The 13,599-nt window shown below is 52.3% G+C and carries 12 protein-coding genes; 7 read left to right on the top strand and 5 right to left on the bottom strand.

Annotated elements, in window-relative coordinates:
- Positions 1 to 47 precede the first annotated feature (47 nt).
- Both fabV and ilvY read right to left on the bottom strand, forming a co-directional pair.
- Positions 48 to 1,241 carry an enoyl-ACP reductase FabV gene (gene fabV, locus NMD08_RS25435; protein ID WP_187254141.1) on the bottom strand — a complete coding sequence of 398 codons (1,194 nt, stop codon included), beginning with the start codon at positions 1,239 to 1,241 and terminating at the stop codon, positions 48 to 50.
- A 175-nt stretch (positions 1,242 to 1,416) separates the two neighbouring features.
- The gene (gene ilvY / locus NMD08_RS25430; RefSeq protein ID WP_151217283.1) at positions 1,417 to 2,319 is read right to left on the bottom strand and encodes an HTH-type transcriptional activator IlvY; all 903 of its coding nucleotides are present in this window, start codon (positions 2,317 to 2,319) and stop codon (positions 1,417 to 1,419) included.
- 158 nt (positions 2,320 to 2,477) lie between these two features.
- Here ilvY and ilvC point away from each other — a divergent pair, with 158 nt between their 5' ends.
- Entirely contained in the window at positions 2,478 to 3,953 is a 1,476-nt protein-coding gene (gene ilvC / locus NMD08_RS25425; protein WP_151217281.1) for a ketol-acid reductoisomerase, read from the top strand.
- Between the two features lie 52 nt (positions 3,954 to 4,005).
- Here ilvC and ppiC read toward each other — a convergent pair whose 3' ends face one another.
- On the bottom strand, positions 4,006 to 4,287 hold the full coding sequence (ppiC, locus tag NMD08_RS25420; RefSeq protein WP_003017999.1) for a peptidylprolyl isomerase PpiC: 282 nt from the start codon (positions 4,285 to 4,287) through the stop codon (positions 4,006 to 4,008).
- Between the two features lie 84 nt (positions 4,288 to 4,371).
- Here ppiC and rep point away from each other — a divergent pair, with 84 nt between their 5' ends.
- Together rep and NMD08_RS25410 are read left to right on the top strand one after the other, a co-directional pair.
- Positions 4,372 to 6,393, top strand: coding sequence for a DNA helicase Rep (rep, locus tag NMD08_RS25415; RefSeq protein ID WP_187254142.1), 2,022 nt, complete (start codon positions 4,372 to 4,374; stop codon positions 6,391 to 6,393).
- A gap of 59 nt (positions 6,394 to 6,452) precedes the next feature.
- A complete protein-coding gene (locus NMD08_RS25410; protein WP_151217277.1) occupies positions 6,453 to 7,409 on the top strand; it encodes a hypothetical protein in 957 nt (318 codons plus the stop codon).
- A gap of 11 nt (positions 7,410 to 7,420) precedes the next feature.
- Here the strand turns inward: NMD08_RS25410 and gppA are convergent, their stop codons facing one another.
- Both gppA and rhlB read right to left on the bottom strand, forming a co-directional pair.
- A complete protein-coding gene (gene gppA, locus NMD08_RS25405) occupies positions 7,421 to 8,905 on the bottom strand; it encodes a guanosine-5'-triphosphate,3'-diphosphate diphosphatase (RefSeq protein WP_187260250.1) in 1,485 nt (494 codons plus the stop codon).
- Between the two features lie 8 nt (positions 8,906 to 8,913).
- On the bottom strand, positions 8,914 to 10,182 hold the full coding sequence (gene rhlB / locus NMD08_RS25400) for an ATP-dependent RNA helicase RhlB (protein WP_187254145.1): 1,269 nt from the start codon (positions 10,180 to 10,182) through the stop codon (positions 8,914 to 8,916).
- A 143-nt stretch (positions 10,183 to 10,325) separates the two neighbouring features.
- On the opposite strand from rhlB, the gene trxA reads away from it, so the two are divergent.
- The 4 genes from trxA (at position 10,326) to wecA (ending at position 13,593) form a co-directional block, all read left to right on the top strand.
- A complete protein-coding gene (gene trxA, locus NMD08_RS25395; protein WP_001280776.1) occupies positions 10,326 to 10,655 on the top strand; it encodes a thioredoxin TrxA in 330 nt (109 codons plus the stop codon).
- A gap of 130 nt (positions 10,656 to 10,785) precedes the next feature.
- Positions 10,786 to 10,929 carry a hypothetical protein gene (locus NMD08_RS25390; protein ID WP_252839018.1) on the top strand — a complete coding sequence of 48 codons (144 nt, stop codon included), beginning with the start codon at positions 10,786 to 10,788 and terminating at the stop codon, positions 10,927 to 10,929.
- Positions 10,930 to 10,993: 64 nt separating this feature from the next.
- Positions 10,994 to 12,253, top strand: coding sequence for a transcription termination factor Rho (gene rho / locus NMD08_RS25385; RefSeq protein ID WP_002437993.1), 1,260 nt, complete (start codon positions 10,994 to 10,996; stop codon positions 12,251 to 12,253).
- A gap of 236 nt (positions 12,254 to 12,489) precedes the next feature.
- Complete coding sequence (gene wecA / locus NMD08_RS25380; protein ID WP_151217271.1) at positions 12,490 to 13,593, top strand: UDP-N-acetylglucosamine--undecaprenyl-phosphate N-acetylglucosaminephosphotransferase; 1,104 nt, start codon at positions 12,490 to 12,492, stop codon at positions 13,591 to 13,593.
- Positions 13,594 to 13,599 lie beyond the last annotated feature (6 nt).

Below are 13,599 nucleotides of genomic sequence, written 5' to 3'. Positions count from 1 at the left end.
AGGGTTCATGTTTTCACATGAACCCTTTTTGCAACTGTATCTGCAAATTACAGCGTGATGACGTCGAATTCGACTTCGGTGTTCACGTCAGCATCGTAATCCACTTCGTCGAGGCCAAAACCGAACAGGTTCAGGAATTCCTGCTTGTACCCTGCATAGTCAGTTTCTTGCGCCAGGTTTTCGGTGGTGATCAGCGGCCACAGATCGCGACATGCCTGCTGAATGTCTTCGCGCAGTTCCCAGTCATCCATACGGATACGCTGGTTGTCATCAAGCGCCACTTTGTCGCCGTACAGGCTGGTGGTCATCAGACGGTTGATCTGCTCGATACAGCCTTCATGAATCCCCTGCGCTTTCATCAGTTTGAAGACCATAGAGATGTACAGCGGCATTACCGGGATCGCAGAAGATGCCTGAGTGATCACGGATTTCAGTACGGCAACGTTCGCAGAACCGTGCAGCGGAGCCAGCTGATCACGCAGCGCACCTGCCGCGCGGTCGAGGTCTTCTTTTGCTTTGCCCAGCGCGCCGTGCCAGTAGATTGGCCAGGTCAGGTCGGTTCCGATGTAGGAGTAGGCCACGGTTTTCACGCCATCAGCCAGCACGCCCGCTTCGCTCAGCGCGCCCATCCACAGTTCCCAGTCTTCACCGCCCATCACAGTAACGGTGTTCTGAACTTCTTCTTCCGTTGCCGGCTCAATGCTGGCGGTGATGATCTGATCTTTGTTGGTATCAATCGCTTTAGAGGTGTAAACCTCACCGATTGGCTTCAGCGCCGAACGGACGATTTCACCGGTTTTCGGCATTTTACGCACCGGGGAAGCCAGCGAGTAAACCACCAGATCAATCTGACCCAGGTCTTCTTTGATCAGTTTGATGACTTCATCACGGCACTCGTCGGAGAACGCGTCGCCGTTGATGCTTTTGGCGTACAGGCCTTCGCGCTTAGCGGCTTCATCGAAGGCTGCAGAGTTATACCAGCCCGCGGAACCCGGTTTGGTTTCCGTGCCTGGTTTTTCGAAAAATACGCCGATAGTGGCGGCACCGCTGCCAAAGGCGGCGGAAATTCTGGACGCCAGACCGTAACCGGTGGAAGCACCGATGACCAGCACGCGGGAAGGGCCGTTAGCGATTTTCCCGTTTTTCTTCACATAATCGATCTGTTTTTCCACATTGACTTTGCAGCCAGTCGGATGGGTCGTTGTACAGATGAATCCACGAATTTTTGGTTTGATTATCATAATGATGGCTAATTAAGTTTGTATTTTCGCTGTCAAGTGCGCAATGACACCGTCTGTTCTGGCTTGCTAAACGTGATGGTTAACAAGCCCCCCACATCTATTATGGCACGTGACATTATACAGAAAAGGAGTGCCAATACTGAATCTACCACTGATTTTAGGCCTGATGCTGGCGCTACTCGGTGGATTTACGCTCCAGAACAATTTTCCAGAACGCATCAATTAGCGGCTCATGCAGCCGCTTTTTCGGCGCGCAGACGCCCAGCTCGAACGGTGTTTTCTCGTCGCTGCGCTCTAAAATCATCACGCGATTACGCACCGGCTCCGGGCTGTTTTCCAGCACAACTTCCGGCAGCAGCGCCACGCCGCAGCCGAGCGCCACCATCGAGACCATCGCTTCATGACCGCCCACCGTGGCGTAAATCGACGGGTTGCTGATTTTGTGGCGGCGGAACCACAGCTCAATACGGCGGCGTACCGGCCCCTGGTCGGCCATGATAAACGGTACCGTCGACCAGTCGGGTTTCTCGACGGAAACCTGATTACGCACCGGGCAGGGCAGTGCCGGGGCGATCAATACGACCGTCAGATTCTCCAGCATCGAAAACGCCACCGCGCCGGGCAGCATCTCGGGCTTACCGGCAATCGCCAGATCGGCCTCGCCGGTGACCACTTTGTCCATCGCATCGGCGGCGTCGCCAGTGGTGAGCTTGATTTCCACCGAAGGATGCTCGGCGCGGAAGCGGTCGAGGATTGGCGGCAGGTGGCTGTACGCGGCGGTGACAGAGCAGAAGATATGTAACTCGCCAGACAACGACGGTCCCTGTTGATCGAGGGTGTGGCGCAGCTGCTGGTATTGCAGCAGTGTCTGCTGGGCGAATACGCGCAGCTCTTCACCTGCTTCGGTCAGGGTGACCGTGCGGTTATCGCGCACAAACAGCGGCTGGCCGAGGTCTTCTTCCAGGCGCTGGATCTGGCGCGAAAGCGTGGAAGGGCTGACGTGCATCGCCCGCGCGCTGCGGCCAAAATGGCGACTTTCTGCCAGATGCAGGAACATTTTCAGATCGCGTAAATCCACCGGCGAGCCTCTTTATTTTGACGTTGCAGATATTGCAATGTGACGTTGTGAATATATCAATTTCCGCAATAAATTTCCTGTTGTAATGTGAGTCTAATCCCGCTGAAACGCGAACCGAATAATAAGCACCACAACACAACATCACGGAGTACACCACCATGGCTAACTACTTTAATACACTGAACCTGCGCCAGCAGTTGGCACAGCTGGGCAAATGTCGCTTTATGGGCCGCGACGAATTCGCCGATGGCGCAAGCTACCTTCAGGGTAAAAAAGTGGTCATCGTCGGCTGTGGCGCACAGGGTCTGAACCAGGGACTGAACATGCGTGACTCCGGTCTGGATATCTCTTATGCCCTGCGTAAAGAAGCGATTGCTGAGAAGCGTGCTTCCTGGCGCAAAGCGACCGAAAACGGCTTCAAAGTCGGGACCTATGAAGAGCTGATCCCGCAGGCTGACCTGGTGGTTAACCTGACCCCGGACAAGCAGCACTCTGACGTGGTACGTTCCGTACAACCGCTGATGAAAGACGGTGCGGCGCTGGGTTACTCCCACGGTTTCAACATCGTGGAAGTGGGCGAGCAGATCCGTAAAGACATCACCGTAGTGATGGTGGCGCCGAAGTGTCCGGGCACCGAAGTCCGTGAAGAATACAAACGTGGTTTCGGCGTTCCGACCCTGATCGCCGTTCACCCGGAAAACGATCCGAAAGGCGAAGGCATGGCTATCGCCAAAGCGTGGGCAGCAGCCACCGGCGGTCACCGTGCGGGCGTGCTGGAATCCTCCTTCGTGGCGGAAGTGAAATCTGACCTGATGGGTGAGCAGACCATTCTGTGCGGCATGTTGCAAGCCGGTTCTCTGCTGTGCTTCGACAAGCTGGTGGAAGAAGGGACCGACCCGGCTTACGCGGAAAAACTGATTCAGTTCGGCTGGGAAACCATCACCGAAGCGCTGAAGCAGGGTGGGATCACCCTGATGATGGACCGTCTGTCCAACCCAGCGAAACTGCGTGCTTACGCGCTCTCTGAGCAGCTGAAAGAGATCATGGCGCCGCTGTTCCAGAAGCACATGGACGACATTATCTCCGGTGAATTCTCTTCCGGCATGATGGCTGACTGGGCCAACGATGATAAGAAACTGCTGACCTGGCGTGAAGAGACCGGCAAAACCGCGTTCGAAACCGCCCCACAGTTTGAAGGTAAAATCGGTGAGCAGGAGTACTTCGATAAAGGTGTACTGATGATCGCGATGGTGAAAGCAGGCGTTGAGCTGGCGTTCGAAACCATGGTCGATTCCGGCATTATCGAAGAATCCGCTTACTACGAATCGCTGCACGAGCTGCCGCTGATCGCGAATACCATCGCTCGTAAGCGTCTGTACGAGATGAACGTGGTTATCTCCGATACAGCAGAATATGGTAACTATCTGTTCTCTTACGCTTGCGTACCGCTGCTGAAAGAGTTCATGACGACTCTGCAGACTGGCGACCTGGGCAAAGCGATTGCCGAAGGCGCGGTAGACAACGCGCAGCTGCGCGACGTGAATGACGCGATCCGTAGCCATGAAATCGAGAAAGTAGGCCAGAAACTGCGTGGCTACATGACCGATATGAAGCGCATTGCCGTAGCTGGATAAGCATAACGCTATCAGGCAAAAAAGCCCGGAGGTTGATACTCCGGGCTTTTTATTAGTTACGGTATAGCACTTTAATGATGTGATAACCGAACTGGGTATGCAGTGGGCCGGTCGGCTCCAGTACAGGGCAAGAGAAGACGACTTTATCGAACGCCGGAACCATCTGGCCCTGGCGGAACTCGCCTAAATCACCGCCGCGTTTGCCTGATGGGCAGATAGAGTGTTTCTTCGCCAGTTTGCCGAAGTCGGCGCCGTTTTTAATCTGTTCCAGAAGATCCAGTGCCAGTTTCTCTTCTTTAACAAGGATATGCACTGCTGCTGCTGTTTTTGCCATGATCGTGCCTTGAGTGGGGTGGTTAAGGCTGGCTATACTACCACGCTGTTATTCTCCCCTCCCGACTTTCATGAGTGACCCTTTATGCGTTTGAACCCCGGACAACAACAAGCCGTCGAATTCGTCACCGGACCTTGCCTGGTGCTGGCGGGGGCGGGTTCCGGCAAGACGCGTGTTATCACTAACAAAATCGCACATCTGATCCGTGAATGTGGTTATCAGGCACGCCATATTGCGGCCGTGACCTTTACCAATAAGGCTGCGCGCGAGATGAAAGAGCGCGTGGCGCAAACGCTGGGTCGTAAAGAGGCGCGTGGGCTGATGATCTCCACATTCCACACGCTGGGACTGGACGTCATAAAGCGCGAATATGCGGCGCTGGGGATGAAGTCGAACTTCTCGTTATTTGACGATACCGATCAGGTGGCCCTGCTTAAGGAACTGACCGAAGGGTTAATTGAAGACGATAAACTTATTCTTCAACAGCTGATCTCGACGATCTCCAACTGGAAAAACGATCTGATGACCCCGGCACAGGCGGCGGCCAGTGCGAAAGGCGAGCGCGATCGCATTTTTGCTCACTGCTATGGCCTGTACGACGCGCATATGAAGGCGTGCAACGTGCTGGACTTTGACGATCTGATCCTACTGCCGACGCTGCTGCTTCAGCGTAATGAAGAGGTGCGCGAGCGCTGGCAGAACAAAATCCGCTACCTGCTGGTGGATGAATACCAGGATACCAACACCAGCCAGTACGAGCTGGTGAAGCTGCTGGTGGGGCAACGTGCGCGCTTTACCGTGGTGGGTGATGACGATCAGTCTATTTACTCCTGGCGCGGCGCGCGTCCGCAGAACCTGGTACTGCTAAGCAAAGATTTTCCGGCGCTACAGGTGGTGAAGCTGGAGCAAAACTACCGTTCCTCCGGGCGTATCCTGAAGGCGGCGAACATTCTCATTGCTAACAACCCGCACGTCTTTGAAAAGCGGCTTTTCTCCGAGCTGGGCTATGGGGCTGAGCTGAAGGTGCTGAGTGCGAATAATGAAGAGCATGAAGCGGAACGCGTCACCGGGGAATTAATTGCCCATCACTTTGTGAACAAGACGCAATATAAAGACTACGCCATCCTGTATCGCGGTAATCATCAGTCGCGGGTATTTGAAAAATTTTTGATGCAGAACCGCATCCCGTACAAAATTTCTGGTGGAACGTCGTTCTTCTCGCGTCCGGAGATTAAAGATCTGCTGGCCTACCTGCGTGTGCTGAGCAATCCGGATGACGACAGCGCATTTTTACGCATCGTAAACACGCCAAAACGTGAAATCGGTCCTGCCACGCTGCAAAAGCTCGGTGAATGGGCGATGACCCGCAACAAAAGCCTGTTTACCGCCAGCTTTGATATGGGGCTTAGCCAGACACTGACCGGACGTGGGTATGATTCTCTGACCCGTTTTACGCACTGGCTGGGTGAAATCCAACGCCTGGCGGAGCGCGAGCCGGTTGCCGCCGTGCGCGATTTGATCCACGGCATTGATTATGAATCCTGGCTGTATGAAACCTCGCCGAGCCCGAAAGCGGCAGAGATGCGTATGAAAAACGTCAACACCCTGTTCAGTTGGATGACGGAGATGCTGGAAGGCAGTGAGCTGGAAGAACCCATGACCCTGACTCAGGTCGTTACCCGCTTTACCCTGCGCGACATGATGGAGCGCGGAGAGAGCGAAGAAGAGCTGGATCAGGTGCAGTTGATGACGCTGCATGCCTCAAAGGGGCTGGAGTTCCCTTACGTGTTTATGGTGGGAATGGAAGAAGGATTTTTGCCGCACCAGAGCAGCATTGATGAAGACAACATCGATGAAGAGCGTCGTCTGGCTTACGTCGGAATTACGCGTGCGCAGAAAGAACTTATCTTCACGCTGTGCAAAGAGCGCCGCCAGTACGGTGAGCTGGTGAGACCAGAACCGAGCCGATTCTTGTTGGAACTGCCACAAGATGACGTTATCTGGGAACAGGAGCGTAAAGTGGTAAGCGCCGAGGAGCGGATGCAAAAGGGACAGGCCAGCATCGCCAATATTCGGGCGATGATGGCGAAAGCAAAAGAGAAGTAGATATTTTCCAGGGCGTATAAGCGTCATCCGGCAGCCAGCACAACAGGGAGGTTGATGAGATGTTGAAGTTTGTATTGGTCATTTTGTCAGGGATGTTCTATACCGCAACGGCGTCTGCAACAGATAGATTTGAGTTTTTTGACTATTGTTCTGTGTCGATGGTGAATATGGTTGCCAGCAGTAATCAGCCATTAATGATTGCAGAGCATGTTGGTGCGAAAGATTTACGTATTGAAGCCGAAGAAGATGATGAGAGTAACGTTATGCTCCAATTGTTTGATCGGCGGAAAAAAAGCACCCCGGATACCCCCGGAGCCGGGCATCTTGGCTGGGTGACTTATCATCCGGCTAAAAATATCCTGACGGACATTAATGATGAACAACTGCAATTTGACCCGCAAAAAGGCAAACACTTTCAACAATGTTTAACCCGTATGCGGGAATGTCAGGATTTAAATCAGAAACTGAAACTGGATGCCACCATTGATTTCCCGCGTTATGCGTTGACGGGTAAGTCTCGCGCCTGGTTCTATGCCGCTCCGGTAGCGCAGTGCCGCAGTGAATCAATTTTTATCGTACCCGGTGATATCGTATCCAGAACGGGGTTCAGCATTGCCCGGGATGAAGAAACGCAAAAGTTTTATGAGTCTGTGCGGGGTAACGATTCACATGGTTATTTGTTGGCAGGATACGGTGGTTACGTTGGTTGGATAGAAGCCAATCATCTGGAGGCGGTCGATCTGGTATGCAACGATGCCAGGGATAAATCGGGGTTAAAGAATCCTGCGCCGGAAGAGTTTGTTGAGCGTAAAGTCGCTCAGACTCAACCGCGCCTCTATTTCTATGATGCGCCGGATAAAGCCTGCCTTCGCGAAGATAATTCATTCATCATTGCTGACGACAAAGTTCAGATGGTAAATCGGTCTGCGTACGCGGGCTTTTCCTTTGTTCGCTATACCCATCCGGTGACGCATAAGGTGACTGAAGGATGGGTTTTAGCCAGTGGGCTGAAGTAGCCTATTCCGCGTTAATGAACGTCCAGAGGCCAGTGGACATAGCTTTGCCACTGGATTTCCTGATCGATTAACTCTTTACCTAATGGATGATGTTCCAGCCAGCCTTCCGGCAACGTTAGCGTCAGATTTTCATCCTGAGCTTGCAGGATGATGTGTGGCACTAAATCGTCGCGACGGCGTGCGGCGAAGATGATCGCCAGACGTAGTAAACGGCAAAGGTGCTCCGCAATGCGCGGTGGCACAGCGTTTTGCTGGTGCAGCGAAGAGAGATCGACAGGATTGCTCTGGTTGAGTAACAGCGTGGCTAACAGTTTTTTCTGTGCGGGAGTAAAGCCCGGAAGATCGAGATTACGCACCAGCCAGGCGGCATGCAGCGGAGCCTGCTTATATTCCACGCTCAGCCCTATTTCATGCAACTGACAGGCACTTTGCAGCAGTTCGCGGCTAATGGCCTCAAGATGCCACTCATCTTTCACCTGATCGAATAAATGTACAGCCAACTGTGCGACGCGGTTCGCCTGATCGGTGTCGACCATAAAGCGACGCTGAATATTACGCAGCGTGCGGCTGCGAATATCCTGATCGACAGGCAGGTGTAGCATACCGTAAACCAGACCTTCACGCAGTGCGCCGCCGGCCAGGGTCATGCATTGAATATTCAACTCAGTGAAAATGGCGAGCAGAATGGCCAATCCGCTGGGGAAAACCAGCGCGCGTTCCAGCGTTAACCCTTCGATTTCTAGCTCTTCCAGGCGACCGCAGTGAATAGCACGTTGCTTAAGCTGTTGAAGTTTGGCCAGCGTAATGCGCTCATCCATACCCTGCGCCATCATGATTTCCTGCAACGCCTGGACGGTACCGGAGGCACCGACGCAAACTTTCCAGCCATGAAAACGCAGTTTGTCGGCGACGGGGCGCAAAACTTCACGAGCCGCTTTCTCGGCTTCGTCAAAGTTTTCCTGTGCCAGATTACGATCGGTGAAGTACCGTTCAAGCCAGGTGACACAGCCCATTGACAGGCTGAACAGGGAGGTTGTTTGGGCACCTGAGCCGGTAACCAGTTCGGTACTGGCGCCGCCAATATCAACGACCAGACGCTGATCGGCACCGCCAGTGGTGTGAGCAACACCCTGATAAATCAGACGCGCTTCTTCTTCACCACTGATGACCTGGACTGGGCAGCTGAGGATCTCTTGCGCTTTAGCGATAAAGACATCGGCGTTTACCGCGATGCGCAATGTTGCCGTGGCGACCACACGGATTTGCGGTTGCGGGATATCCTGCAGGCGTTCAGCAAACAGGCGCAGGCATTGCCAGCCGCGTTCCATGGCTTCAGCGGAGAGAACGTTGTCGCTGTTGAGTCCAGCGGCCAGACGCACCTTGCGTTTAATACGCGTGAGCGTCTGGATGCTTCCCGCCACCTCGCGCACAACCAGCATATGAAAACTATTCGAGCCTAAATCGATTGCGGCGTACAGCGAAGTGGTTGTGAGCATATCTTACGTTAACCTGAACGACGACGATTACGCGGAGCACCACCGGTACGACGTGGGCCATTGCCAGTGCGTGGGCGCGTTAAACGTAACGGCTTCGGCAGATCGGTCATCAGCGCATCCGGGTTGTACTTACTAACCGGAATCGAGTGGCCAATATAGGTCTCGATAGCGGGTAAATTCAGCGCGTATTCTTCACAGGCCAGGCTGATCGAGTGACCGCTCGCGCCAGCACGGCCGGTACGACCGATACGGTGAACGTAATCTTCACAGTCATCCGGCAGGTCATAGTTGAATACATGCGTTACGGCTGGGATATGCAGACCGCGCGCGGCGACATCAGTCGCAACGAGAATATCCAGATCGCCACGAGTGAACTCATCAAGGATACGCAGACGTTTTTTCTGCGCTACGTCACCGGTCAGTAGACCAACGCGATGACCATCGGCGGCAAGACTACCCCAGATATCTTCACAACGATGCTTAGTGTTAGCAAAGACGATAGCGCGATCTGGCCACTCTTCTTCAATCAGCGTTTGCAGCAAACGCATTTTTTCTTCGTTGGAAGGATAGAAGAGTTCTTCTTTAATACGATGACCTGTCTTCTGTTCCGGTTCGACTTCAACGTACTCGGCGTTATTCATCTGTTCAAACGCCAGTTCGCGAACGCGGTAAGAGAGGGTTGCAGAAAACAGCATGTTCAGACGTTGGGTGGTTGGCGGCATACGACGGAACAGCCAACGGATATCTTTAATAAAGCCCAGATCGTACATACGATCTGCTTCATCCAGCACCACGACCTGAATCGCGCCCAGGTTAATGTGGTTCTGTTTTGCATAGTCGATAAGACGACCGGTCGTGCCGATAAGAATATCGACGCCGCTTTCCAGCACTTTCAGCTGTTTATCGTAACCGTCGCCGCCATAAGCCAAGCCTAATTTCAGACCGGTGGTCTGTGCCAGCGGCTCGGCGTCGGCGTGGATCTGCACGGCTAACTCACGCGTTGGCGCCATAATTAACGCACGCGGTTGGTTCACCTTGCGATCGTCAATCGCGGGATGAGAGAGAAGATAATGAAACGTTGACGTCAGGAACGCCATCGTTTTTCCGGTACCGGTTTGCGCCTGCCCTGCAACATCACGACCTGCCAGCGTTAGCGGCAGCGCGAGGGCCTGAATGGGCGTGCAGTTATGAAACCCTTTGTTTTCAAGGGCTTCGATCACCTTTGGGTGCAGGGCGAAGTCGGAAAACTTCTGTTCTGTTAAATGTGTTTTGCTCATAGTGTGGTAGAATATCAGCTTACTATTGCTTTACGAAAGCGTATCCGGTGAAATAAAGTCAACCTTTAGTTGGTTAATGCTACATCAACACGTCGTTGATTAAGGGTACACCAACGCACCAGGCTTATTCCTGTGGAGTTAATATGAGCGATAAAATTATTCACCTGACTGACGACAGTTTTGACACGGATGTACTCAAAGCGGACGGAGCTATCCTCGTTGATTTCTGGGCAGAGTGGTGCGGTCCGTGCAAAATGATCGCTCCAATTCTGGATGAAATCGCTGACGAATATCAGGGCAAATTGACGGTTGCTAAACTGAACATTGACCAAAACCCAGGCACCGCGCCGAAGTATGGTATCCGTGGCATCCCGACCCTGCTGCTGTTCAAAAACGGCGAAGTTGCGGCGACTAAAGTCGGCGCACTGTCCAAAGGTCAGTTGAAAGAATTCCTCGACGCTAATTTAGCGTAAGGAAGTCTCATGATCGGGCGACCATACTTCGAAATGATTCGGATGACTGGACGCCCGACTTGAGTCGTGCTAAGTTAGTGTTGACTTCGTATTAAACATACCTTATTAAGTTTGAATCTAGTTATATCCAATACTTCCCGTTGTTTCTCGCGCAGGAAGTGGACAGATTCCTGGCTTATCGCTCAATCCGTCTTGTCGTTTCAGTTCTGCGTACTTTCCTGTGACCAGACAGCGAACAGACATGAGTTTGATGGCCGTAAACAGGCATGGATGACCCTGCCATACCATTCACAACATTAAGTTCGAGATTTACCCCAAGTTTAAGAACTCACACCATTATGAATCTTACCGAATTAAAGAATACGCCGGTTTCTGAGCTGATCACTCTCGGCGAAAATATGGGCCTTGAAAACCTGGCTCGTATGCGCAAGCAGGACATTATTTTTGCCATCCTGAAGCAGCACGCAAAGAGTGGCGAAGATATCTTTGGTGACGGTGTGCTGGAGATATTGCAGGATGGATTTGGTTTCCTCCGCTCTGCAGACAGCTCCTACCTCGCCGGTCCTGATGACATCTACGTTTCTCCCAGCCAAATCCGCCGTTTCAACCTCCGCACTGGTGATACCATCTCTGGTAAGATTCGCCCGCCGAAAGAAGGTGAACGCTACTTTGCGCTGTTGAAAGTTAACGAAGTTAACTACGACAAACCAGAAAACGCCCGTAACAAAATCCTCTTTGAGAACTTAACGCCGCTGCACGCAAACTCTCGTCTGCGTATGGAACGTGGTAACGGTTCTACTGAAGACTTAACGGCGCGTGTACTGGATCTGGCATCGCCGATCGGTCGTGGCCAACGTGGTCTGATTGTTGCTCCGCCGAAAGCGGGTAAAACCATGCTGCTGCAGAACATCGCGCAGAGCATTGCTTACAACCATCCGGACTGTGTGCTGATGGTGCTGCTGATTGACGAACGTCCGGAAGAAGTGACCGAGATGCAGCGTCTGGTTAAAGGTGAAGTTGTGGCTTCTACCTTTGACGAACCAGCATCCCGTCACGTTCAGGTTGCGGAAATGGTTATCGAGAAGGCGAAACGCCTGGTTGAGCACAAGAAAGACGTTATCATTCTGCTCGACTCCATCACCCGCCTGGCGCGTGCGTACAACACCGTGGTTCCGGCTTCCGGTAAAGTGCTGACCGGTGGTGTTGATGCCAACGCCCTGCATCGTCCGAAGCGTTTCTTCGGTGCGGCGCGTAACGTGGAAGAGGGCGGTAGCCTGACCATCATCGCGACTGCGCTGATCGATACCGGCTCTAAAATGGATGAAGTTATCTACGAAGAGTTTAAAGGTACCGGCAACATGGAACTACATCTCTCTCGTAAGATTGCTGAAAAACGCGTCTTCCCGGCTATCGACTACAACCGTTCCGGTACCCGTAAAGAAGAGTTGCTCACCACTCAGGAAGAGCTGCAGAAAATGTGGATCCTACGCAAAATCATCCATCCGATGGGTGAAATCGACGCAATGGAATTCCTCATTAACAAGCTGGCGATGACCAAGACCAACGACGACTTCTTCGATATGATGAAGCGTTCCTGATTCAGGCATCATCTGAAAACGCCACGTTTTTACGTGGCGTTTTGCTTTTGTGGATGTAATCTTAACGACACAATAACAACAATACGGTATGACTACGCCTGGCGAAGAAAGGTTGTAATTCGTATTTTGTGGTTGATAATCATACAGAACCACCTGATATGGAGTCGGGTTTCTCTTCTGAATAATCGCCCGGATGGTTATACTTCATATATTGATATTCTCTGAGAGCATGTATAGTGAATTTACTGACAGCAAGTACTGATCTCATCAGTATTTTTTTATTCACAACGCTGTTTCTTTTCTTTGCCCGCAAGGTCGCGAAAAAGATTGGATTGGTGGATAAACCCAACTTCCGCAAACGTCATCAGGGACTGATTCCGCTGGTTGGGGGGATTTCGGTTTACGCAGGCATTTGCTTTACCTTCCTCATCGCCGATTACTACATCCCGCATGCTACTCTCTACCTGGCCTGTGCTGGGGTACTGGTGTTTATCGGTGCTCTGGACGATCGTTTTGATATCAGTGTAAAAATCCGCGCGACCATCCAGGCCCTTATTGGCATCATTATGATGTCGGTGGGAAAACTCTATCTGCTAAGCCTTGGCTATATTTTCGGCCCTTGGGAGATGGTGCTCGGTCCTTTTGGCTATTTCCTTACTTTGTTTGCCGTCTGGGCGGCGATTAACGCCTTCAATATGGTGGATGGGATCGATGGTCTGCTCGGTGGGCTATCCAGCGTGTCATTCGCCGCTATGGGACTTATTCTGTGGTTCGATGGCCAGACAAGCCTTGCTATCTGGTGTTTTGCCATGATCGCCGCCATTCTGCCTTACATCCTGCTGAACCTGGGTATTCTCGGACGCCGCTATAAAGTCTTTATGGGGGATGCGGGAAGTACGTTGATTGGCTTCACGGTGATTTGGATTCTGCTGGAGACGACCCAGGGGCCAACGCATCCTATTAGTCCGGTTACGGCCCTGTGGATTATTGCCATTCCGTTAATGGATATGGTGGCAATTATGTACCGTCGTTTACGCAAGGGTATGAGTCCTTTCTCCCCGGATCGCCAACATATTCACCATTTAATCATGCGTGCCGGGTTTACTTCCCGACAGGCTTTTGTCCTGATTACCCTGGCTGCAGCGATTCTGGCATCCATTGGCGTGCTGGCTGAATATTCTCGTATTGTCCCGGAATGGGTGATGTTGGTGCTCTTTTTACTGGCGTTTGTCTTGTACGACATCTGTATTAAACGAGCGTGGAAGGTGGCGAGATTTATCAAACGTTTGAAGCGCAAGCTGCGTAGAAATCGTGAAAGTAAACCAGACTTAACCAAATAAAATGAG

The sequence above is a fragment of the Citrobacter meridianamericanus genome (assembly GCF_041320245.1).
GTDB lineage: Bacteria > Pseudomonadota > Gammaproteobacteria > Enterobacterales > Enterobacteriaceae > Citrobacter > Citrobacter meridianamericanus.
The sequence above is the reverse complement of the archived record's forward strand: the minus strand, read 5'-3'. Positions and strand labels throughout refer to the sequence as shown.

Bases quoted from the DNA above. Each gene is read 5' to 3' on its own strand.
- fabV (WP_187254141.1), bottom strand. From the start codon at position 1,241: ATGATAATCAAACCAAAAATTCGTGGATTCATCTGTACAACGACCCAT.
- ilvC (WP_151217281.1), top strand. From the start codon at position 2,478: ATGGCTAACTACTTTAATACACTGAACCTGCGCCAGCAGTTGGCACAG.
- ppiC (WP_003017999.1), bottom strand. From the start codon at position 4,287: ATGGCAAAAACAGCAGCAGCAGTGCATATCCTTGTTAAAGAAGAGAAA.
- rep (WP_187254142.1), top strand. From the start codon at position 4,372: ATGCGTTTGAACCCCGGACAACAACAAGCCGTCGAATTCGTCACCGGA.
- NMD08_RS25410 (WP_151217277.1), top strand. From the start codon at position 6,453: ATGTTGAAGTTTGTATTGGTCATTTTGTCAGGGATGTTCTATACCGCA.
- gppA (WP_187260250.1), bottom strand. From the start codon at position 8,905: ATGCTCACAACCACTTCGCTGTACGCCGCAATCGATTTAGGCTCGAAT.
- rhlB (WP_187254145.1), bottom strand. From the start codon at position 10,182: ATGAGCAAAACACATTTAACAGAACAGAAGTTTTCCGACTTCGCCCTG.
- trxA (WP_001280776.1), top strand. From the start codon at position 10,326: ATGAGCGATAAAATTATTCACCTGACTGACGACAGTTTTGACACGGAT.
- rho (WP_002437993.1), top strand. From the start codon at position 10,994: ATGAATCTTACCGAATTAAAGAATACGCCGGTTTCTGAGCTGATCACT.